At 32.6% G+C, this 23,967-nt stretch carries 20 protein-coding genes and 1 other RNA gene; 8 read left to right on the top strand and 13 right to left on the bottom strand.

The features are described from left to right. Positions 1-318: IS3 family transposase (locus tag CHB81_RS03660; RefSeq protein WP_176427487.1), on the top strand; the 318-nt coding region annotated here is incomplete at its 5' end. A gap of 400 nt (positions 319-718) precedes the next feature. Here CHB81_RS03660 and CHB81_RS03665 read toward each other — a convergent pair. Beyond that, positions 719-1,759, bottom strand: coding sequence for an AMP-binding protein (locus CHB81_RS03665; RefSeq protein WP_089350546.1), 1,041 nt, complete (start codon positions 1,757-1,759; stop codon positions 719-721). A 7-nt stretch (positions 1,760-1,766) separates the two neighbouring features. Then, a complete protein-coding gene (locus tag CHB81_RS03670; RefSeq protein WP_089350547.1) occupies positions 1,767-2,696 on the bottom strand; it encodes a CPBP family intramembrane glutamic endopeptidase in 930 nt (309 codons plus the stop codon). A 147-nt stretch (positions 2,697-2,843) separates the two neighbouring features. Between CHB81_RS03670 and arsC the strand changes: the two genes are divergently transcribed. Both arsC and CHB81_RS03680 read left to right on the top strand, forming a co-directional pair. Continuing rightward, complete coding sequence (gene arsC / locus CHB81_RS03675) at positions 2,844-3,188, top strand: arsenate reductase (glutaredoxin) (protein ID WP_089350548.1); 345 nt, start codon at positions 2,844-2,846, stop codon at positions 3,186-3,188. 95 nt (positions 3,189-3,283) lie between these two features. After that, positions 3,284-5,794 carry an outer membrane beta-barrel family protein gene (locus tag CHB81_RS03680; RefSeq protein WP_089350549.1) on the top strand — a complete coding sequence of 837 codons (2,511 nt, stop codon included), beginning with the start codon at positions 3,284-3,286 and terminating at the stop codon, positions 5,792-5,794. Positions 5,795-5,948: 154 nt separating this feature from the next. Here CHB81_RS03680 and CHB81_RS03685 read toward each other — a convergent pair whose 3' ends face one another. Then, positions 5,949-6,122: a hypothetical protein gene (locus tag CHB81_RS03685; RefSeq protein ID WP_026984685.1), complete on the bottom strand. Its 174-nt coding sequence runs from the start codon at positions 6,120-6,122 to the stop codon at positions 5,949-5,951. 411 nt (positions 6,123-6,533) lie between these two features. Here CHB81_RS03685 and fumC point away from each other — a divergent pair, with 411 nt between their 5' ends. Continuing rightward, positions 6,534-7,919 (top strand): class II fumarate hydratase, encoded by a 1,386-nt coding sequence (gene fumC, locus CHB81_RS03690; protein WP_089350550.1) that lies wholly within the window; start codon positions 6,534-6,536, stop codon positions 7,917-7,919. 149 nt (positions 7,920-8,068) lie between these two features. Here fumC and CHB81_RS03695 read toward each other — a convergent pair whose 3' ends face one another. After that, entirely contained in the window at positions 8,069-9,271 is a 1,203-nt protein-coding gene (locus CHB81_RS03695; RefSeq protein WP_089350551.1) for an NAD(P)-dependent oxidoreductase, read from the bottom strand. Positions 9,272-9,511: 240 nt separating this feature from the next. On the opposite strand from CHB81_RS03695, the gene CHB81_RS03700 reads away from it, so the two are divergent. Next, positions 9,512-10,714 carry a serine hydrolase gene (locus CHB81_RS03700; protein ID WP_089350887.1) on the top strand — a complete coding sequence of 401 codons (1,203 nt, stop codon included), beginning with the start codon at positions 9,512-9,514 and terminating at the stop codon, positions 10,712-10,714. Positions 10,715-10,781: 67 nt separating this feature from the next. Further along, positions 10,782-11,177, top strand: a transfer-messenger RNA (tmRNA) gene (gene ssrA / locus CHB81_RS03705). A 571-nt stretch (positions 11,178-11,748) separates the two neighbouring features. Here ssrA and CHB81_RS03710 read toward each other — a convergent pair. After that, on the bottom strand, positions 11,749-13,218 hold the full coding sequence (locus CHB81_RS03710; protein WP_176427488.1) for a DUF1254 domain-containing protein: 1,470 nt from the start codon (positions 13,216-13,218) through the stop codon (positions 11,749-11,751). Positions 13,219-13,753: 535 nt separating this feature from the next. Here CHB81_RS03710 and CHB81_RS03715 point away from each other — a divergent pair. Beyond that, positions 13,754-15,361: a DUF1254 domain-containing protein gene (locus CHB81_RS03715; protein ID WP_089350552.1), complete on the top strand. Its 1,608-nt coding sequence runs from the start codon at positions 13,754-13,756 to the stop codon at positions 15,359-15,361. 555 nt (positions 15,362-15,916) lie between these two features. Here the strand turns inward: CHB81_RS03715 and CHB81_RS03720 are convergent. From CHB81_RS03720 to CHB81_RS03755, 8 genes are all read right to left on the bottom strand, one after another. After that, the gene (locus CHB81_RS03720; protein WP_089350553.1) at positions 15,917-16,468 is read right to left on the bottom strand and encodes a hypothetical protein; all 552 of its coding nucleotides are present in this window, start codon (positions 16,466-16,468) and stop codon (positions 15,917-15,919) included. A gap of 19 nt (positions 16,469-16,487) precedes the next feature. After that, a complete protein-coding gene (locus CHB81_RS03725) occupies positions 16,488-17,507 on the bottom strand; it encodes a relaxase/mobilization nuclease domain-containing protein (protein ID WP_089350554.1) in 1,020 nt (339 codons plus the stop codon). Continuing rightward, positions 17,504-17,881, bottom strand: a complete 378-nt coding sequence (locus tag CHB81_RS03730) for a mobilization protein (protein WP_089350555.1) — start codon at positions 17,879-17,881, stop codon at positions 17,504-17,506. The genes CHB81_RS03725 and CHB81_RS03730 overlap by 4 nt, the downstream gene beginning before the upstream one ends. Before the next feature lie 122 nt (positions 17,882-18,003). Continuing rightward, on the bottom strand, positions 18,004-18,936 hold the full coding sequence (locus CHB81_RS03735; RefSeq protein ID WP_089350556.1) for a toprim domain-containing protein: 933 nt from the start codon (positions 18,934-18,936) through the stop codon (positions 18,004-18,006). Positions 18,937-19,207: 271 nt separating this feature from the next. Beyond that, complete coding sequence (locus tag CHB81_RS03740; protein ID WP_089350557.1) at positions 19,208-20,434, bottom strand: primase-helicase family protein; 1,227 nt, start codon at positions 20,432-20,434, stop codon at positions 19,208-19,210. A gap of 79 nt (positions 20,435-20,513) precedes the next feature. Beyond that, positions 20,514-20,792 carry a helix-turn-helix domain-containing protein gene (locus CHB81_RS03745; RefSeq protein WP_089350558.1) on the bottom strand — a complete coding sequence of 93 codons (279 nt, stop codon included), beginning with the start codon at positions 20,790-20,792 and terminating at the stop codon, positions 20,514-20,516. Positions 20,793-20,896: 104 nt separating this feature from the next. Continuing rightward, on the bottom strand, positions 20,897-21,562 hold the full coding sequence (locus tag CHB81_RS03750) for a hypothetical protein (RefSeq protein WP_089350559.1): 666 nt from the start codon (positions 21,560-21,562) through the stop codon (positions 20,897-20,899). Position 21,563: 1 nt separating this feature from the next. Beyond that, entirely contained in the window at positions 21,564-22,817 is a 1,254-nt protein-coding gene (locus tag CHB81_RS03755; protein ID WP_089350560.1) for a tyrosine-type recombinase/integrase, read from the bottom strand. Between the two features lie 331 nt (positions 22,818-23,148). On the opposite strand from CHB81_RS03755, the gene CHB81_RS03760 reads away from it, so the two are divergent. Then, the gene (locus tag CHB81_RS03760; RefSeq protein ID WP_089350561.1) at positions 23,149-23,967 is read left to right on the top strand and encodes a helix-turn-helix transcriptional regulator; all 819 of its coding nucleotides are present in this window, start codon (positions 23,149-23,151) and stop codon (positions 23,965-23,967) included.

Below are 23,967 nucleotides of genomic sequence, written 5' to 3' on the forward strand. Positions count from 1 at the left end.
ATACCAGATAATACAAATTTAATACTTCATTCAGACCAAGGCTGGCAATACCAAATGAATCATTACCAACTTTTATTAAAACAAAAAGGAATCAAACAAAGCATGTCAAGAAAAGGAAACTGCCTAGATAATGCAATTATTGAAAACTTCTTTGGAATATTAAAATCTGAAATGTTTTATACCCAAAAATTTAAATCAATAGAACAATTAAAAAAAGAAATTAATAAGTATATAATATATTACAATAACGAAAGAATTAAATCAAATTTAAACAAAATGAGCCCGATAAAATATCGAGCTCATTATTATCAAACTTAATTATAAATTTGTCTAAACTTTTGGGTGCAGTCTAGTAAATCTAAAGGCTTTTTTTTATTGTTGATTTTACCATATAAGTTATATAAGTTCATTTAATAAAAAACTTAACATAACTAATGCATATTCCTATGGGAAATGTAATTAAGTTTAACCTTTACACAATCCCTTTGTGATCTTAGAGCAAAGCGTAATTCACAAAACTTTGCGTTCTTTGCGGAATTCTTTGTGAACTTTGCGGTAAAATTTTCTTTGTCGAGTTACATATATAAGCTTCGACTTCGCTCAGCCTGACAAAACTGCCTTTAAAAAAGCTTAAACTTAATGACATTTCCTGTAGGGACAAAACAGCAACAATTATACGCTACTTTAAATGAACTTATATAACTTATATGATAAAAAACTAAGCTAAGCTAGGTTTACGCAATAACTTCCCATTTTCGTTCTCTTTAAACTTCGGAACAAAAACTATTTCTTTAGGCTTTTCAAATTTCCCAAGAACATCAAAAAAGTCAGGAGCAAATTCCTGCTTTTCTCCTTCGATAACCAGAATTAATTTTTCGCCCAGAATAGTGTCCGGAATTCCGGTTACAAAAAATCTTGCATCAATCTTTCCTATCAATTTTGCTTCTATCTGCTCCGGAATAAGTTTTACCCCACCACTATTAATTACATTATCGATTCTTCCTAAAAAGATAAACTGATTTTCGTTTATCAATTCTACAAGATCATTTGTAACGATTGGTTCATCGGAAATAGAAGAAACAGAAATCACCAGACAATCACGATCGTCTTTAGAAATTTTTACGTTTGGCAAAATCGAAAATACACTATCTCCTACTCTTTTAGCGGCAATATGCGTAATAGTTTCGGTCATTCCGTAAGTCTCGTAGATTTCAGTTTTCAATGGCAAAAGCTTTTCTTCCAAAGCACTGTCCATTTTGGCACCACCAATAATTAGTTTCTTTATATTTTTCAAACCTTCAATAGAATTCTGAACCTGCAAAGGCACCATTGCTACGAAATCATATTTCGTCGAATTATTCGCTAAAGGCTCTGTACTAGGCGAAACAATATCAAGATCCAATCCTAAAATTAGGCTCCGAACCAGCATCATTTTACCGGCAATAAACTGAACCGGCAAACACAGCAAAGCTTTATTTCCCGGTTCTAAACCAAAGAAATCCCCAGTTGCCAATGCAGACTGAATCATGGCTTGCTTTTCTAATCTTACAAGCTTAGGAAGCCCCGTTGTTCCTGAAGTTGTCATTTCGATATACTCTTTATCATCGAACCAATCCAGCAAAAATTCGCCAATCGCACGCTCGTAAACATCGCCTTCTTTGATGTAACTATATCCAGCCTGACATAAATTTTTTCCGTTTAAATGATAGCCATTTAGTTTGAAATAATTATGTACATTTTTATGTGTTAACTTTGACATGATACTATTAATTTGGTGATTGTAAAACATTTATTTTACCTGTTAATCTTTCTTTCCAATTGGTCCAGTTGTATTTTTTGCTGTAGATAAAAAGCAGAATAGGATAAACCACTACAACCGGCAAAATGACATCAAAACCTGCTGAAGGTTGTGACATATCTTTAAAAATAGAATTCGTCTGAAAAACGGACCAATCTGACGTAACCAATAAAGCTCCAATCAAATTGTTGGCGGCATGAAATCCCAAAGCCAGTTCCATTCCTTCATCCATAAGAGTGATAACCCCCAGAAACAAACCCGTTCCTATATAGTAAATCATAATAATATTTCCCATTTTGGTTACCTCCGGATTAAACCAGTGCATCGATCCAAAAATAAGCGAAGTCATCATGAGCGGAAACCATTTATTCTGAGCCAGATTTGCAAATCCCTGCATCAAATAGCCTCTAAAAACATATTCTTCAGTACTCGTTTGAATAGGAATTAATATTGCTCCCATAAGAACTAAAATCAAGAACGGAATCAATTTAAAATTCCACACAAAATTTTCAGGAGATTGCAAGTAAACAAAGAGAAAACTTAGAATAGAAAAAAATGACCATAGAACGAACGAAAACAAAATACGATTCCAATCTACTTTTCTTCTTGATGTAGTAACAGATAACAGCGATTGATGGTGTAAATATTTTACAACAAACCACACTCCGGCAAATGCAAACGCAAAAGAAATCATTACTAGAAATAAGGTTAGATTTGGCTCAAGCATTTTTAGTGCAGCATCATTATCAGTAGGAAAAGCTCCTTTACCGTTATAATTAAAGTAAATCGCCAATGTAAAAGGAATCTGACCAATAAATGAAGCCGTGATTATAAAAACAGACCCTATTAAATATTTCCAAAAAACATTTTCAGGCTTAATCCCTTGTTCTAAAAACATATATTTAAAATTTTAAAAATGAGAAACAATATCTTTAATAATCGAGTATTAAAAGATCTTTAATTTAATAAGTAAATCTTACTTTTGGTCTTGCTAAAGTACCAAAAATTTACTTTAACTTAGTTATAACACCTTAAATATAGTAAAATGATACAAATTTATCATAATCCACGTTGCGGAAAATCAAGAAATTGTTTGGCTTTTATAGAACAAACCAATCAAAAATATGAGATTATTCCTTATTTAACAGAGACTCCCACTTTTAAAGAATTAAAAGATTTACTTGATAAATTAAATCTGGATCCAATTCAATTAGTTCGAACAAAAGAAAAAATCTGGATCGAAAATTACAAGGGAGAAGAATTGACTAATGATGAAATTGTTCAGGCCATGATCGACAATCCGATTTTAATCGAACGCCCGATTGTTATCAAAGACGGAAAAGCGATTATTGGTCGTGATTTAGATCTTGTTGCTTCTTTTTTGGATTGATTCCAAAAAACTATATTAACATTTTTTTGTGATTCTTCTCTTTAAACCAAAAGGTACATTTGCGGTCTAAGAAGAAAAAGAAACCAAAAAAAGCAATGAAAAACATCAAATTTGCTGTATTACTTGTATTCTTATTTACAAGTTTTTACAACTATGCGCAGCAACCACCCGCTGGAAAAAACAAAGCAAAAGTTACCGGAAAAGTTTTCGAAAAAGTAAGCAAACAACCACTTGAATACGCAACCATTTCGTTAATGGCTCCAAATGACACAAAAGTTGTTGCAGGCGGAATTACAAACCCAAAAGGAGAATTCGAAGTTGCTGTCGCTCCTGGAACTTACGATATTAAAGTTGAATTTATTTCGTTTAAAGCCACTGAAATTAAAGGAAAAACTATTTCAGGAGATACAAATTTAGGAGTTGTAAATCTGTCTGAAGACGCAGCACAATTGAACGAAGTTGTTGTTCGTGCCGAAAAATCGACAGTAGAAATAAAACTGGATAAAAAAGTTTACAACGTTGGTCAGGATATGATGGTAAAAGGAGGAACTGTAAGTGATGTTCTTGACAACGTACCATCAGTTTCTGTTGACACCGAAGGAAATGTAAGCTTAAGAGGAAGTGATAATATTAGGATTTTAATTGACGGAAGACCTTCAAACGCAATCAATGTTGCCGAAGCTTTACGTCAGCTTCCTGCTGATGCGATTGATAAAGTCGAAGTTATTACCAATCCATCTGCACGTTATGATGCCGAAGGTGGATCAGGAATCATCAATATCATTCTTAAAAAAGGAAAAAATCAAGGTTTAAACGGAACTTTCATTGCTTCTACAGGACTTCCTGAAACATACGGTTTAAGCGGAAATTTAAACTATAAAACCGAAAAGTTAAATTATTTCACCACTCTTGGATACAACCGCAGAACTAGCGAAGGTGCAGGTTTAACCAACACTCAATATGTTGATGCAAATGGAAATGCAAAAGGATATCTTGATGAAGATCGTGATACTAAAAGAACTTCTGACGGATTTAACGGAAGAGCGGGTATTGAATGGACCGTTGCACCAAATACTTTCTGGACAAATGCTATTAATTACCAAAAGAGTTCTGGTGACACAAGAGATTACATCACCTATAGTAACTTTGACGCTGCGAACGCTTTTACAGGTAACTCATACCGTTTAAATGATGGTGTTACCGGAAGTGAAAACGTAGAATATACCTCAAACTTAATCAAAAATTTCAACGATAAAGGACACAAACTTACTGCCGATTTATCGATTTCAAGAAATACAGACGATAGTAATAGTTACATTACAGCATCCCCAAATTTCAACACTACATTGAACGATCAGGTACAGAAACAAATACAATTGCAAGCAGATTATGTATTGCCTTTAGGCGAAGGTAGCCAGTTTGAAGCAGGATACAAAGGAAGTTTTGGCGACCTGAACAACCAATATATAATAACAAACAACTCAGATCAACCGGATCCAGATTTATCAAATACATTACAATACAAAGAAAACATAAATGCAATTTACACCCAATACGGTTTCAAGGTAAATAAATTCTCTTATTTATTTGGTTTGCGTTGGGAAGACACTAACATTCAAGTTAATTTGCTTGATACTAAGGATTTCAACACTAAAAAATACAACAACTTATTTCCAAGTGCATTTGTTAGTTATGAAATTTCAAATCAAAGTAACTTCACAGCAAGTTACAGCAAGCGTTTAACAAGACCTAGAGGTCGTTTCATGAATCCTGCAACGAATTATTCCAGCAATGTTAATATCTTTCAGGGAAATCCGGACTTAGATCCTTCTCTAACTGATAAATTCGATATTGGATACATCAAACGTTGGGACAAATTAACGTTCAATACCTCAGCTTATTTCGAAAACACAAAAGACGTTTTCAGTTTCGTGAGAACTCCAAACGGTAACATTTTAACTCCTGATGGTCAGATCGTAACTCCTAAACCAGGTGAAACAGTTGAAGGAATTCCGGTTATCTTAAGCCGTCCGATTAACTTAGGGAGAGAACAAAAATTTGGTTTTGAGTTTACTCTTAATTACACACCATTCAAAATATGGAGAATCAACAGTAACTTCAACTTTTACAACGTAAAAACTACCGGAGATAATACCTATATCGATACTAAAGGAAATACAGTTGTACAAAATCTGGACAATCAAGCCAATACATGGTTTGCCAGAATCAACTCAAAATTAACTTTACCATACAAAATAGACTGGCAATTAAGCGCCGTTTACAATGGCGAACAAAAAACAGCTCAAGGTAGAAACCTAGGTCAGTTTGGTATGAATACAGCATTTAGTAAAGATGTACTAAAAGACAAAGCAACAATTGCATTCAATATTAGTGATATTTTCAACTCAAGAATCATGAGATCATACACTTACCTTGAGAACGATGTGACGCATGAGAGCCAAAATGCTTATAGTGAAATGCAATTCCGTAAACGTCAGTTCAACTTATCGTTTACGTACCGTTTTAACAAAGCTAAAAACGACAGAGATAAAAATGCAGCACCTAAAAATGATGGTGACGGTGGCGGAGGAGATTATCCGGGATAATATAGGTGAAATTCCAATAAAATAAAAAATTCCAAATTTCAATTAATCAAATTACTGATTGGAATTTGGAATTTTTTTTATTGGAATTTAGTTTTCGGCAATAAAAAAAAGGACTCGTATAAACGGGTCCTTTCTTTATGAAGTCAATTTAAAATTAAATTGATTGCTCTTCTTGTCTCTTTTTTGCTCTTTTCTCTTTGAACATTTCCCAGCTTGCTCCCGTAACCCAATAAGATACGAAACCAACTAAGAAAAACATCAACCAAAACCCTATAGTTAGTATGGTCAAGAAAAGTAAAAAGCCTAAGTACTGTGAAAATTCAAACATGTTTTCCGGAATTTTTGAATGTAAGGACAAATGTAAGTTTTATATTTTTCCTTAGCAATAAAATCCAAATCAATTTTCGTAAAATCACAATTATCCGTATATTTAAACTCATTTTAAATAAGCTTTTTTTGACATGATTAATTCCCTTATAATCAAACAATCTAAAACAGAAGAAGATAAGTATATTCAGGAGCTATTTCCTGCTGTACACTATATCTTTTATGTCCGCCGCGGCGGACATAAAAGGATGCCGCTTCCATCAGGGCTAGGGCAACCATTTTCATAAGAAGATTCAATCATAAAAGAAAAGATCAGTTTTAATCCGCGTCTTTACGAAGTAAATCAGCGTCATCCGCGTCCCATTCACTACAACATTTCACAAATCACATATAACCTTTTACAAATAACAACATGAAATACAGAATAGAAAAAGACACGATGGGCGAAGTTCAGGTTCCAGCCGATAAATATTGGGGAGCACAAACCGAACGTTCCAGAAATAATTTCAAAATTGGACCATCGGCATCAATGCCACACGAAATCATCGAAGGCTTTGCTTATCTTAAAAAAGCTGCCGCATATGCAAACTACGATTTAGGCGTTTTACCAATCGAAAAAAGAGATGCAATCGCAGCCGTTTGTGACGAAATTCTTGCTGGAGAATTAAACGACGAATTTCCGCTTGTAATCTGGCAAACCGGTTCAGGAACTCAAAGCAATATGAACGTAAACGAAGTTATTGCCAATCGTGCACAAGTTCTAAAAGGATTCAACATTGGCGAAGGCGAGCAATTTATAAAAGCAAATGATGATGTAAACAAATCGCAATCATCAAACGATACTTTCCCAACCGGAATGCATATTGCGGCTTACAAAATGATTGTTGAAACCACAATTCCCGGAGTCGAAAAATTACATGCAACTTTATCGGCGAAAGCAACAGAATTCAAAGATGTTGTAAAAATTGGACGTACACATCTTATGGACGCTACACCATTAACATTAGGACAGGAAATTTCAGGATATGCCGCACAATTATCCTTCGGATTAAAAGCGCTTAAAAATACTTTATCCCATTTATCAGAAATCGCCTTAGGCGGAACCGCAGTTGGAACAGGATTAAATACGCCAAAAGGTTACGACGTAAAAGTTGCCGAATATATTGCAAAATTCACCAATCACCCTTTCATCACTGCCGAGAATAAATTTGAAGCTCTCGCTGCACATGATGCAATCGTTGAAACACACGGAGCTTTGAAACAATTGGCGGTTTCTTTAAATAAAATTGCAAACGATGTCAGAATGTTAGCTTCCGGACCACGCTCAGGAATTGGCGAAATCCATATTCCGGAAAATGAACCAGGATCTTCAATCATGCCCGGAAAAGTAAACCCAACGCAATGTGAAGCCTTAACAATGGTTTGTGCACAAGTAATAGGGAATGATATGGCAATTGCCGTTGGCGGAATGCAAGGACATTATGAACTAAATGTTTTTAAACCTGTGATGGCAGCAAACTTTCTGCAATCGGCAAGACTTCTGGGTGACGCTTGTGTTTCATTTGACGAACATTGCGCACAAGGAATCGAACCAAATTACAAACGAATCAAAGAATTAGTAGACAATTCATTGATGTTAGTTACTGCTTTAAACACAAAAATTGGATATTATAAAGCTGCCGAAATTGCACAAACCGCTCACAAAAACGGAACAACTCTAAAAGACGAAGCCGTTCGCTTGGGCTACGTAACTCCAGAGGATTTTGACGCTTGGGTAAAACCGGAGGAGATGATTTAATTGTTTTGTTTAAAAAAGTTTCAAGCTTCAGGTTTCAAGTTCTGGGCCGCAGAACTTGAATACGAACTTTTTAAATAACAAAAAAGAGGTGTAAAACTTAAAGTTTTACACCTCTTTTTTAACTTGAAACCTGAAACTTGAAACTTTTCCTATTTCCCATCTACATAATCTTGCAAATAGCTAAATCTCTCTGTGAGTTTTCCGTTTTCAGTTATTTTTGCACGTTTTAGGATTCCGTCTTTATCATTATTAAAGAAAGCAGGAATTACGTGTTCCATAAATTGTTCTCCAAAACCTTCACTTGCATCCTTTGGAATTTCGCATGGTAAATTATCAACCGCCATTACCACAACTGCAGCTGGGTGAAAAACATCAACTTCTCTATCTTCCAGCGGGAAATAACCATATAAAGGTTCTGCAATAGTCGACGAACGCAAAGTACAGGCGATTGGTCCGTTTACATCACACGAAATATCAGCAACAACTTTTAACTTACAATCATTTGCATTCAACATTTCTTTTGTCAAAATCACTGGCGCATCACTTGAATAAAAATGACCTGCAAAATAAATATCTGAAACTTTAGTAAATTTTTCAAAATCAGAAACATACTCATCTGGATGTTTTACAAAATCGTTAAAATCTATAACCTCACCGTCTATACGTTTATTATATTCCAGAACATCCAATTGTACATAGACTGCCTGCGTGTAGTTCTTGGTTAGATAATTATCTACCGTAATTTCTTTTATTTTAATAGCATCCAAAATTTCTTTAGCTCCACTTCCCACCTTTCCGGTTCCGGTAAGAACAAACTTTAAAGCTGGCATTGTAATACGCTTTAAATGTTTAATTAAATCGTCTTTTCCGGCAAGAGTTTCAGCTTTAGGTAATTTAAACAATTCAAATTTTATCCCAAAAGCACGAATACCGTTATAAACGCCAACCATTCCGGCATATTTTCCAAAACCAATTAAGCGGCGATTCTCAGCATCAACAATAGTTTCGTGATCGTACAAATCGATATTCTTCTCTAAAATTGCCTGTAACAATTTTCTATTGTAAGGTTGTTTCTTTATAGTATGTGAAAAGAAAAAATAAGCTTTATTTGGAATTAAATTTTCTACGGGAACTTCTTTCACACCAAATAAAACATCACAATCGGAGACATCCTCTGTAACGTTAATTCCCATACTTTTATATTGAAGATCTGAAAAAATTCTGATATCTGAACTTTCTACCTCAACAACAGCATCGTGATACAATTGTTTAAGTTTTGCTAATTCACTTGGAGCAAAAACAACTCGGCGATCTGGTGGGCTTTTTCTTTCTTTTATGATTCCAAATTTCATTTAAATAGGTTTGAAGTAATTATTAATATAACTTTTTACATCTTATTTGTTTCAAATATAACAATTTTCGTTAAAGTTTTGTTGTCAAAATACAATTTAGAATCTTTAAAAACCGTTAAAAGCTGGTTAACAATCGACTAAATAAAAAACAAGTTAATTTTATGTTAAACAAAGCTTTTCAAATATTGAAAAAAAGCAAAACATAAATATTGAATTCGATATATTTGTTTTTCAAGAATGATGCAAATGAATTTCCTTAAAAGAACAAATATACCACAAATACTTATTCTAATTTTAGTTTTAAGTTCATGTGGAAAAGATAAAAAAACGAGTATTGACAAAGCTTCCACAGTAGAAGATACCTTACCAAAAATGAAGCCTTTAGGTCCTGAAAAAAGACTTACACAGGCTTATCTAAATTCAGTAACCGGAAGAATAAATCACTTTTACAACAAAAACTGGCCAAATAATAGTATGAACGGAAGTTTTTTGGTTGCCAGAAACGGCCAAATTATCTTTGAACGCTATAGTGGTTATGCTAATAAAAACGAAGGAACTAAAATAACAGCAAATACATCTGTACAAATTGCTTCTGTCAGTAAAGTACTAACTGCAACAGCGGTTCTTAAACTTGTTAATGCCGGAAAAATTGATTTGGACCAAAAAGTAAATACAATTTTAAAGACATTTCCATACGAAGATTGTACGATTAGAATGTTACTAAGTCACCGTAGCGGAATGCGTAATTATGCTTATTTTACAGACAGAGACAAATCGGTTTGGGACAGGCATAATCAGCTTACCAATAAAGATATTTTAGATATTTTAGCCACAAAAAATATTGGATTAGAGTCAAAAACCGGAACACGTTTTAGTTATTGCAATACCAATTATGCAATGCTTGCGCTTATAATCGAAAAAATTACGGGTTTAAAATATAAAGAAGCAATGTCTCAAATGATTTTCAAGCCATTAGGTATGACAAATACTTATGTTTTTGACGATGATAAAGACCGTAAAAACATTGTACCTTCTTATAAAGGTAATGGCGCAGAAATTGGTTTTGATTATCTTGATAATGTTTATGGAGACAAAAACATTTTTTCAACGGTACGAGATCTTTTAAAATTCGACAGAGCCAGAAATTCACCTGACTTTTTAAAACCTGCACTTTTAAAACAAGTTTATACTGGTTACAGTAACGAGCGCAAAGGAGAAAAAAATTACGGACTTGGTATTCGAATGATTAATTGGGAAACTGGACAAAATTATTACTTCCATAATGGATGGTGGCATGGTAATACCTCATCATATATACCGTTAATGAAAGAACATGTAACCATAATTGCGTTATCTAACAAGATGACCAGAAACACTTATGCTGTTCGTAAACTGGCGCCTATTTTTGGTGATTATCCGTTTAATTTTAAGGATGAAGAATAATATTATTTTTGTGTAAATTTTATTACCAAAGTATCTTCAAATAGTATAAATTTGCAAACTCATTTTTGGGGTCGACTGGTTTTGACAGCAAGTCGAATTGAAAAGTAAGCACGTCGAGCATTGAGACCTTGCTCGTAAATATAAGATCTTACAATTTTACACGGCGAAAATAACTACGCTTTAGCTGCATAATCTGAATTATAGTAAGATTAGCCACGTCCCTATCAGATAGGGAAGCTGGATTCTCCTTGAAAGCCTTGGTTTGTGGCGGTCAGTATAGGGGAACCGTAAAAATAGACCTAGATTTCCATGAGCTTCGGGTGGATTTCGAAATTAAGAAGATAAGTGTTGAGTGGTTGTTCCTGACCTAGCTTAACATCGAAAATCCAATCAGGAAATAAACGTGTAGAAAGCTCTTTAGTTGCTTGTTTGGACCCGGGTTCGATTCCCGGCGACTCCACAAAAAAGCCTGTAAACTCAATGTTTACAGGCTTTTTGTTTTTTAGTTGACAATTTAGTTGATGTTTTCATTGTTAATAAAAACAATTCGAGAACTCTTCCTCTTACAAATTAAAAACATCTCTTTACAGTATTAATCAATAGAAACTATCTTTCAATACAAAAAATATGAATTAAGTTAATTTCACACTTCCAGAAATTAACTGAACATTCTTGAGTAAAGCAAAAGGTATTTCAGGTACAATTAAGATATAGATTGAAGTAGTATGATTAAAAAAGTAAATTAATTTTTAATTATACTGGGAAAAATCAAAATCTTTATTTTTTATTGGTAAGTCTTCATAGATCGATTTTTTAAACTTAAAATATAATAATCTCTTAAACACTACATTGCCCAACTCAGAAGAAAAAACACGAGGAGGTATATAAAGAAATTAAGAGTGCATATACTACACCCTTAACTTTGTTTCCTCTTTTGTAGGGAGATCTACATTCTTTTTACAACAAAAAAGCAATTAAACCAATCATAGAAAGGCTGTGTTATTCATTTTGCTTTATAGATTATGTTTTTTTTCTTATTTCACTTCTTTAATATCGTCCATTTTCCAGCTTTTATCAAAATAAGCTGCAGTTGGTCCATAAAAACGCATGTAGGTAAACCAATGTTTTCCAGGTAAAGTTTGAACCCAATTTTTCTCTTTTCCCGCTGGTGCTTTTGGTCCAAAATATAAATCAACTGATCCGTCGGCATTTTTGATTAAGTCTTTACGAGAAGATAAATCGGCGTTTTTTTGAGCATTATCAATTAAACAACGTGTTGCTACGTCATAAATAGTAATCGACCAGAAATTAACTGCCGGCGGATTTGCAGGAACATTTAATGTGTAGTTTTTGCTTCCGTCCAGCCAATTTCCATTGTTATCATAATAAGATCCCAGATATGCTTGACCTACATTTGGTATTTTTGTAATCATAGCTTTTGAGTACGTAACTGCTTCATAGAAATAAGAACTTCTTTCAAAAAATTCATCATAAGAATCAGCATGTTGCGATGGATCTTTAATAACCATTACATAATCCCATTTTTTATCCGGCCAATGTTTTACGTCCTTAAAACGTTTACTGAATGAATTTGCCATTGCCATTTGCTGCCCTTTCTCAGCAGCAGCAATTAGGATTTTCTTCTGATGTTCATCCGGGCTAAAAGGTTTTCCTTTTTCTATGCCAAGGTTTTTAAGCCACTCCATAAAAAAAAGATCACGTTCTTCAACAGGTTCATTTTGCAAAATAGCATGAAGTCGTTCCCAATAGGCAATTCCGGTTGGCTGAATTCCGTACCATTTTTTTCCTGCCGGCGGACTTACTACCTTTGTTGGCGTTGGATTAGCACGTTTATCATAAGGATAAATTTTTACCTGTTTCAACAATGTCTCGGTCACTTTTGGGTCCGGATCTAAAGCTCTAAATCCAAAAAACATATTAACCGTATTACAAGGAACTATAAAATAACCTGCCGGTTTAAAATCTTTCATTGTTGGTGGTACTAATATGTATTTACCTCCTTTTCCTTTATCTGGTCCCATTTCTCCAATAACAGCCTGCTCTCTTTGCCAGAAATCTGCAAGTCCTCCAGCTGTATGTCCGGCTGGCATTTCGATAACTGTTGGTCCGTTTGCGGCTAAGTCAATAAATGACATAATGTAAGGTGTTGTTGCATTACCCGTTAAAATCCCTAAACGATCATTGTATGAATTATAAAAGACCAAATCATTACTCGATGCATTAAATGTTTTGTAATGAATATTTTGCCATTCTGCGAAAGCCACAATTGGCAATCCCCATAAGTAACATTGTGTGGCCTGCTGAAAATCCATTTCATCGAACAATAGTGGAATAGATTCTTTTGAAGGCAGTTCTCCATCCATTGTAATTTTAGCATCAGTTTGAGGTTTAGATATCGTAACTTCATTTGAGACTGCATTTCTTTGGCATCCCTGATTTAAAATCAAAGAAGTTACCAGAATAACTAGATATTTATTTTTCATACTTAAAAATTTATTTATTCTTTGCTTTAAGACTTATTAAATAAAATTACATATGATTTTTTAAACGGGCATTTCTAAACTTGTTTCATTTTATAATTTGAAACAAGTTTTATCAATGTTACGGTTTCAAAAATCTCTATTCGAGTTTAAATTATCTTAAGCGTTCGAATCGTAATTCAGAAAAAAAGAATTGTAAAAACTTAAAAAAAATGTTCAAATATTCAAACTAGAAATGTTAGATTTTCTCAAATGTTCTAATTATGAAATTTCAAAATCAGATATTCCTCTATTTAATAAATTCATGATTAAATTAGAAAATAGAACTTCATAATACTTCACCGGTAGTATAAAACTGAGAAAAAATAATCTGTTAAGGGGGAATATATACACCGCTAAACAACCAGCAATAAATTTAAATTCTGGTTTCATATTATAAGTTGAAACGGATTAGACTGTAGATAAAAACTAGGGTTTTTAGTACTTATTGTACTTTTGTTAGAATTCAATGAATTATTAATCAATTAAAAATGAAAAGATGAAAAAAACAATCAAATCATTATTAATAATAGGCAGTATATCTTTAATTAGCAATGCACAGGTACCAAAAAGCACTTTACAATCTATTTCTACTCCTGATAAAGTTCAGTCATCGCTCGGTACATTAAATTTTAAGGATGGCATGCCGGATGCCGCAACTGCACAAAAATTATATGACGAAATTGATTATGTGCATGGTGTCGATGCATTTATAAATGGATATGCAGCTGTATCCCAGTATGCAATAATAAAAGGATTTAAAAAAGCAGGGATAAACGATAATGATGTGCTTGTTTTCTCGGGACTTATGGACTCAAAATCTCTTTTTCTTACCGCTAACGCAGATACTTACTATTTCTGGACTTATGCTGATTTAAGTAAAGGGCCCATCATTGTTGAGACACCTCCGAATACTTTAGGTGTTATTGATGATATGTTTTGGGGTTGGGTTACTGATTTTGGATTGCCAGGTCCTGACCGTGGTATGGGTGGAAAATACTTAATCGTGCCACCGGGTTACAAAGGAACTTTACCTGAAGGGGGATATTTTATTTATCATAGTAAAACCATGCAAGTGGGAATTTTAGGAAGAGCATTTTTAGAAAATAATGACCCTAAGCCTACAGATGAAAACGTAAAAAAGAATTTAAAAATATACTCTTATAACCCTGGAAGCTGGGGTTCAAGTATTGGCTCTTTTTTAAATGGACAGTCAACGCTTGCACCTATTTCTAAACCAAGTGATTTAAAGTTTGTAGAAGGAACGGGAAAAGAAATGAACACCATTCCTCCTGCTGATTATTCTTTTTTCGAAATGTTAAACAGTGCAATTCAAGCTCAGCCTGCTAATGCTTTAGATCCTGAAATAGCAGGTTATTTGGCTTCCATTGGTATTGTAAAAGATAAGCCATTTACTCCAAATGAAAGATTAAAAAAAATACTGATTAAATCTGCAGCAATGGGCAATGCAATAAGTCGTACGATCTCTTTTACACCAAGGCCAGAAGAAGGATTCAATTATTACGGCGAAGATAGCCATTGGGTAAACCCTTTATTTGTTGGTGGTTATGAGTTTCAAACTCCACCACCGATGATTACAAAAGAAGGTGTAAAACAATTTCCTGATGATGGTGCCAAAAAATTAAATGCCCGTATTGGTATGTTTTATTCTGCCACTGGTATTACACCGGCTATGTGTATGCGTTTAACAAATATTGGTTCACAATACTTAGGTAATTTTTTCGATTCAAAATCTGTAGCATTAAATGGAGCAAAAACATATAAATTGACATTGCCTGCAAATATTCCAGCAGCCAAATTCTGGTCGTTGACTTTATATGATAATCAAACAAGATCAATGCTTCAAACTCCGCAGCGTTATCCAAGAGCTGGAAGTCAAAGTTATCCTACACCTGCAGTGGTAGCAAATTCAGATGGCACTTATACAATTTATTTTTCTCCAAAAAAACCAGCAAATGTTAATGAGGGTAATTGGATTCAAACGATTCCTGGAAAAGGTTGGTTTACATTATTAAGGTTATACAGCCCACTACAGCCTTTCTTTGATAAAACATGGAAACCAGGAGAGATTGAAGAAGTGAAATGATTAGAACGAAAAATTAAATTTCTTGTTTAGATAATTTAAATCTCTCCCTTTTACATCTGATTCAATTATTCGTTTTCTATAAGTTTTGAATTGGCTAGAAAGATCATACAATCCCATTAAACGAAAAACCTCCAAAATCATATGACTTTGGAGGTTTTTAATTTATGATGAACATAAAGGTTTCAAATCACAATTACATATTTGATATTAGTTAAAAAATTGAATCTAACTATTTTTTTTTTTTAAATTTAAGTTAAATTATGTTTGTTAATATTTTCTTAAACAGTCCGTTTTCATACTTTAACAAAATTTTATACTCCTATCAAAAAAGCACTACGGTTTGTTTGCTATATTTTGCAAAAATTTGTCCCTCTGCTATACCTCAAAATACGGTAGACCTACTAAACAGTAAGTTGCCAATTTCTGTATCGGAAAAAATAAATCTTAATTTTTAAATACAGCCTACCATTTTTTAAGACAAAAAATCCTTTATAAATCTCCAACTTTATTTACTTAATTGAATAAAAGAAATTATTTTAATTCAAGTTTCCATCGTCATTTACTTTCTAGAGAGTTTACATATGCCTTTTTCATAAGCTTTTTAGTTTCTTTATCATTATTAATATACATATATTCCCAGGCTTTCCTTATCCTATCGTTTTGAATTTGTTGCATTTCAATTTCTTTGTTATTGTCGCTATAATGTATTCCCCAGTTGTAAAGATTGCTTAGGGCTACCATTATAACAAGCCATAAAAACCACCTTCCAAAAACAATTTTATAAAACAGTTTTGCATCTTGTTCTGGAAATAACAAAATCTGAAATTTCCTAACGATACTTTTTGGCTGCCTGCCAATCATAAATTTAATATCTAGGAAGCCTTTTTGCAGGATAGTCTCTATTGCTTTAATATCCAATGTCTCTGAAACACTTTTTGCTGTATTATCCTCCTTTTTAAAGGCATCTATTTTATTGCCTACGTTATTAACTGCAATAACAAGCGCCTCAATATGCTGATTATTTGTTTTCTGTTCCTGTGTAAATTCCTCCAATACTAATTGTAATGTTTCTCGTTCTATATATCCTTTGTTTCCATCTGTTTCCATACTATTATTTTTTAAAATATTATCTCCTTAATGATGACTTCTTTTTTTTCTTTTGGAGTCTTCTCATTAATTCAGGATCAATATAATCCGGTTCATATTCAGAATTCGTTAGCTGACCTGTAAACCCTAAAATCTCTTTAACAACTTCCTCCCCTGTTCTACCTGAGTTATAGCTTTGCTTTTCCTCGTTTTGCTTTCCAGTATTGAAAGAATTGGATATTGACTGCCTGTCTTTATTATGTTTTTTTTCTTCTCTTGTATTTTTTATCACAAGTTGCTCTTTATGGCGTAATATCTTTTCAATTTTTGTTAATGAAAAACCAACTTCGCTCCCCTTTATTTTTACTTTTTTATCATCTATAAAAGAAATTCCCCTGCCTTTAAGAACTTTATACCCCAAATCTCTCATCTGTCTCTCAAATGATAAATAAGAACTGACAGACTTTAATGTCTGTTGGATATCTGCTTTTAGTTTTTCTTTTCTACTGTCATGACGAGGCAATAACCTGTCTTTAGGGGACAGGAATGCTCTTGGGCTTAATACTTCTTGAAGACCGTATTTCTTTTCAAGACGACGACAAAGTTCAGCCATGCGTTTATAGCTATTGCTGTCATTGGCTACTTTGCCGTCAAATCCAACACGATTGGCTGCAATATGAATGTGTTGCTCTTTGGTATCCTTATGCAGTACACAGATGTATTGGTTGTCTGCTATACCAAACTCCTTAGCGCATTCTCTGCCAACTTCTCTCAATTGTTCTTTGGTCAATGTATCTTCCGGGGCTAAACGCAGGGTTAGATGCAACATTGGTTTTTCAATACGCCTGCTTAATTTTCTAACATCCTTAAACTGCCCAGTAAGCTCATATTTGTTTCCGAAGCATTTATTGTATTCTAATACTTCTGCACGCTCTTTATGCTGTAAATGATCTTGCATTGCAAGTGCAAGCTTTTTCTCTTCGGACAATTCTCTTTTATCTTCCAGACAGTAGCTAATGCAATGGTAAAAAGAGCTGCCTATGCTTACATGACCTATCATGACATAAAGTTTTTAATTTGGACAGCAAGATCTTTAACCTGACCTGACTGCACTTTTAATTCTGCCCTTTCAAGCGGACTTAATTCATCATTGCTATTTCTCTTTTTAGCAATTTGGTTCAGGTTGGCTGCCATATGGTTGAGCACTCCGGTAAAGCTTAGAATTTCTTTTGGAAGAGCTTTATTTCTGTAATCTATCTTTGCTGTGAGTCCAATTTCACGAAGGTATTCGGAAACGGTAAGATTTGCTTTTTTAGCTTTGGTTTCAATTATTTTACGCTCGTAGAGTGTACATTTAATTGCCATAAGCTGATCTCTTTTTACAGCCTTTTTGGGTCTACCTCCTGTATTTTTTTTAATTTCTTTCTCTTCCATAGTCTCTTATCATTTATTTTTTGAATGCGGCAGCATGAAAAAAATCCTCTCAACGAATGTGATAGCATGAGGGGAGCCAGCGTTTTGGTTTTACCAAAACATAGCTGGCTACCACTCGGACGTCATATAGATCTCCTAAAATTATGACCTTGTTTAACTTGCTTTCCCTGGTTTAACCATTCGTTTAAATCTTTCTTTTGCTCATATAAAAAACTTTGGTTGATATATTTTGTAGAATCTCTTTGTAGAGCTTCATTAGTACATTTTACACCTCCTGTATCTCTGTCTAAATAGAGATCAACTCTCTCATGTTTTTCCATTAATTGCATAGACTTCTTAAAAAAAGACAGTGAATTAAGTATCAGGAAATTTGTTTGTTGATTAACTGATTTTTGATTCATCATTTTATAAGAGAGGTAGTCAAAAAAGCCTTCAAAAACGACTACTGATTTTGCTTGGGCATCTATGAAAGTGATGTCTTTTGGTGAGCTGCTACCTTTAAAATTTTCACTACGTAATTCATATCCTCCTGAAATATTCTGAAATCCAATTGCAATATACTTTCGATTATTTAAACAAAAATCAACCTCTTTGCAATGTTGTCTCGCGATCTCTTGTGAAATGCTTCGGTTATTTAAATAAGCTATCAACAACTTATTTTCCAATGTGCGTACATCAACAATGACAATTTTATCAAGAGGATTATCTTTCTTTTCATTTGCAATTCTTAGACTTGAATACTGTCGATTGTCATTCTTAAGTGATAAACTTATACCGGAGGAAATACTTTTACCATTTAAAAGTTGTAAAAATTCAGAAACAGTGCATCTAAAATATTCAATCCCAAAATCAACTACATTCCCTCCTTTACCTAATCCATGGTCATACCATAAATTTAATTTTTGATTCACTTTAAAAGAGGGTGTATTTTCATTTCTCAGTGGCGATAGATACCAATAATCCTGATTTTTTATTTTTGATGGCTCATGCCCCAATGTTTTAAGATAATTGACTAAATCAATTTGATTTGCAATTTTACAATTGAACTTTTCCATAATTGTTTTTTTTTAATAAATCTTCTATTTGATTTCGCACAGGTCTGTTCATTTGCTAATGAAAAAAAGAATTATAACTTTTGCTTTTTTTGATGTTTTGATGCAAAAACTACGTAACCCATTGGTTACCTTAAGATTGCACTGCATCAATAGCTGCATCAATGCATCACTTTATTTGTGTCCTGCATCAGTTTTGCATCAAAAAAGATTGTTTTTTAGTTTGATGCAAGCTTTGATGCAGATCTCTTTAGCTCAATTACAAGACTTTATACTAATTTTGCATCAAAGCATCAAATATTTTATAAAACAAAATCTTTTTGATCGTATAAAAACGTCCTCTTCGATCTACTTTCACATATTCACCATGCGACAGTAATTCAATTCCACAATAAGACTTCGTATTATCTTCAGGAGTAAAACTCCATCGTTTGAGAATATTTCTTATTTCATTAGCAGAAATATTTATTCTGTTATTTTGCTTCCTCAGTAGAATAAAAATATCATTAGGAGCTAATTTCAACTCATCCTCTTCCATTTTCTCAAAACATTCATGTATCAATTCAAGAATAAGTATTTCTTCTTTATTTCGATTTACAAGCTTTAATAAAGAAGCTGTCATAATCTGTTCAGGTTTAAACCACATTCTCGTTTTTTGCTCGGAAAAATAATTTCTCATTTGCAGGTACTTTAAGAAATACGGAATTTCTTTGTTCAGTTTTTTAAGAAAGAATACATCTTCTGTATTTATAGTACGAATTTTACGAATCCAAAAACGAATTTCTTCTTCATCTATTTGAATAAAATTATCTTCATTATTAGAACAAAGAATAAATTTTGCAAAGAATTCAATTTCTTGTCTATCCTTTCCTTTTGCTTCTACTTTATCTTTGTCCGTCGTAGAAAGGTATTTTAAACGTTCTGTAATTTCTTTTTTATCAAAAAAGACTTCATCAATGGCTACAAGCAACATACTTGCCCAATCAGAATTAAACTGTGAACCAAATGAATCGCCTTTTATGTAAGTCATATTCATTCCGAAAATTGCCTTCAACCACTTTATAAAAGAGCTTTTCCCTGTCGATCGCTCTTTGCTTACTAAACAAAGAATTGGCAATGTTTGAGTAGGTTTTTCATATAAAAGTTTTATGTAGTCTAAGCCTAATTCCCTTTGATCTCCAAAAATATGTTGAATGAATTGCAATGAATTCGGAATCAATTTTTCGAGTTCATGAATTGGAAAATCCTTAACAATCGGTTGATTGGGGAGTTCATGATAGGTATTATAGAAATCATCTACAATTTGCTCATAACCAAAATGATTAGGAATACAGCAAAATCCATCTAGTTTGGATATATCGTTTAAAAACGATTTTCCGTGATCTGAAATGATTGTTTCACGATTCCACCGAACCATTACTTTTACTTTATCGCCAGAAATTAAAGGTTTATCTATAATTTTGAAATAGGAAGTTCCTACTCGTAAATATTTTTCTTCCATTTTGTACAATGTTTTTTATTGTATATATGGTGTATACAATAGGTTAGATAATAAAAAACAAGTATAGAAATGGTACTTTCTATACTTGTCTTTTATATTTAAGGGATTTTACTTCATTAAGGGAGTCAAATAACTCTTCGTGATTTATTAAAATTCTTCTCCCAATAAAAGAAGCCTTAATATTACCATTATCAATATGGTTTCTAATAGTCTGGCGATCCACATGTAAGAGTTCTGCCGCTTCTTTGACAGTGTACATGTTATTCGATAAATCTTTCTCTGGTTTAGTAAGAAGTTGTGCAACTAAACCTTTTAGCTCTTTCAATTCTGATTGAATTGTTTCAAATGGATTTTGCATAAAATTGTAGATTTAATTTTTTACAATTTTATAACTTAATCGTATTAATTATAATTTATTTGTATTCAATATCTTCAATTGAATTCAATTGAAAATGAGTTGAATTATATTTGGTTAAAAATGGAATAATCCTTTTCATAATATTTTTCATGATGTGCTTTAATTAGATTATTTTCCTTGGAAAGATCATATTTTGTTAGCATCGTTGAATTAATTTTAATATCTAAAAATTGGCTAGAAACCTCACAAAAATCTTTGTTTTCAATTGTATTTTTAAAATAATTATTCTGTTTTAACTTAGAGAACAATAAAGCGAAGTACAAAATTTCTTTTTCTTTATACAACCACTTACAATTTTGGCCAATTAATCCAATTTTAATCGCATTATTTTTAAAATTCAAATAACACAATTCATCTTTAAAAAAATTTTTAAACCGAACTTCCATTGTATTATTTTCATCATTCGAAAAATCATAATTTACTATTGCTGAATTTATTTTATTCCTCTTATCGGTTTTATCAATCAAAAGACGAAAATATAAAACAACCATAATTGCTGCCGAAAACGTTATCCCTATAGCTACTAGTCTAAATATTCCTTTTGACTTCAGAAAAACATTTTCGAAAAAATAAAAAGCAATCAAAAAAAGAAAAACCATAATAAGAATAATTACACCTAGTTTAATTTCACCATTAGTATTCTTATTATTAAGAGGCTTTAAATCAATAAATTTTGATTTCTTTTTAAAATATTTCTTTTTAAAATCCATACTAAACAACTTTCAATTTCAATTCAACATTAAAAACTTCATCCATGGCTTCTTTTTTCTCTGGTTCACTAATCTGATAATACTGATTCAAAGTTTTCATATCGTTGTGCCCAGTTATAGATGCAATTAATTTATCACTTTTACCTTGTCTTTTCATCATAGTAATAAAAGTTCTTCTTGCTGTATGTGTACTTATTCTGTCGTAAAAGAACATTTCTTCTTTAATATTTTCTTTCCCTTTAGTTGTAACTTTTTGAACTTTATTATTGTATTCCATCTCCTGAAATACATCTTTTATATATTTATTCTGTTTTTGATTGGCAATTAAAGGAAGTTTATAATCATATTTTAATAAAATATATCTAGAAATACTGGTTAAAGGTATCTCCCTGGTTTCTTTAGTTTCATCTTTATCTTCTTTTAATAAAATAAAATCATTAGTTACATTACTTCTTCTTATCAGAGATAGCTCACCAAAACGCATACCAGTTACACAAGCAAAGACAAAAACATCACGAACTTTCCCTAGCTTTTCACTTTCAAATTCGTGTTGCATCAACTTATTCAAATCATCTATTGTTAATGCAATTTGATTTGTAATTACTCTCTCAACTTTTTTAAATTCTGTAAAACTATCATTATAAGTGAATTTATTTTTCCTAGCCCAAAACATAAAGGTTTTGAAAAGCCCTAGATTTCTAGCATAAGTATTATTAATATGCTTTAAATCATCCATACAATAGGAAGTGAATTCACGATGAAATGTTTCATCGATCTTACTAAATGTCAATTTGAATTTTCTAGCTGCTTCAAATTTTTCTAGAATATTCTTTATATTTTTATACCTTTTAATTGTTGACGCCGACCATTCTTTGCCTTTTTCCTTTTCGGTTGTAAACTCATCATATGCATCAAAAAATGTATTTTTCCCAGACGGAGCTTTTTTAAACTCTTGGTCAAAGACTTTTTTTAAATTCTTCGAAGTAAAAGGTTCATTTATTCTTTTATACAAGCTTTCTGTTTCAAGAAATAAATCAGAGTATCGATTCATCTGAAGTCTTATACTTTGAACAAATTTTGATTTCTTTTTCCCATTTACAAAAGGGAATCTATTTTCAAAATCCCAATTTTCAGGCATTATTTTCTCTCCAGTTGAAAAGACAAATTTCTTATTCTCATTTTTAAAATAGCATGAAAATAAAATCAAAGTTTCTTTATCACTCTTCGGCTCTTTAAGATTAAAAGTGTATTTCATCAGTTGACAATTTAGTTGACAATAATGCTATATTTAGTTATAAAAACTTAGTTATAACAAATATAAGAATTACTACAAAACAAGCGTTTCTTATTGATAATCAATTATTAACAACCAACTCTGATATAATTAGCGCTATAGCCGGCGACTCCACAAAAAAGCCTGTAAACTTATTGTTTACAGGCTTTTTTATTATACTGAAATTCAACCAAACACCTTACGAGATTAACTTTTTAATCTTATACATCAGTTCCTATTACTTTTTTCTCTAATTTAGAACAGGCTAATAATCAATAGATTCATTCCTTAAATTACGACAAAAATTAAGTATATGGAGATTTTACCTTCCGTCATTTTAGCGCCATACATAAAGAATTATACTATTGTTACGATTGAAAAAAATCTGGATAACGAAGTTTTTTATCCAAGCGGGTATGTAGATTTTATTGTCAATATCTCTGAAGGAGCCGCTGCGACTATTATCAATGGTAACCGAAAAGATACGCCTTCAATAGAACTTCTGGGACATCTCACCCTTCCTACCCGACTTACTGTGGCACAAGGTACATCGATACTTATTGCCAGGATTTATCCGCATGCCAGTGCACTGTTTTTCTCTGATCCCTTGTCTGAATTTACTAACTATGCCACTGATATGTACGATGTAGCTTTGGGAGAAAACAGAGAATTATACGATCGTGTCATGGAAACAGATGGTTTGACTAATAAAATCAATATACTTGAAACCTACTTTCTTGAACAGCTGAAAAAAAACGAAACCCGATTAAAGAAAGTTTCAATGGTTCAGGCACTCAATCATCACATTTCTCTTGATCACCAACAATTAGATTTACCTGTTTTGGCTCAGCAATCAGGATTATCAGAAAGATATATACAAAAACTTTACCTCTCGAACATTGGTATTAGTCCTGCTGCTTATACTTCGGTATTACGATTTAACAAAAGCTTACAACTGGTGCTCAATACTACACAATCGTTAACCGAAATAGCTTACGACTGCGGGTATTATGACCAGGCACATTTTATCAAAGAGTTCAGAAAGTTTACGGGTATCACTCCATCGGCTTCCAGAAACTCATTGATAAAAAATGGTACAGATTTTCAACAAGCTGTCAACATTGGTTTCTAG

The organism is Flavobacterium sp. ov086, assembly GCF_900187965.1.
Taxonomy (GTDB): domain Bacteria; phylum Bacteroidota; class Bacteroidia; order Flavobacteriales; family Flavobacteriaceae; genus Flavobacterium.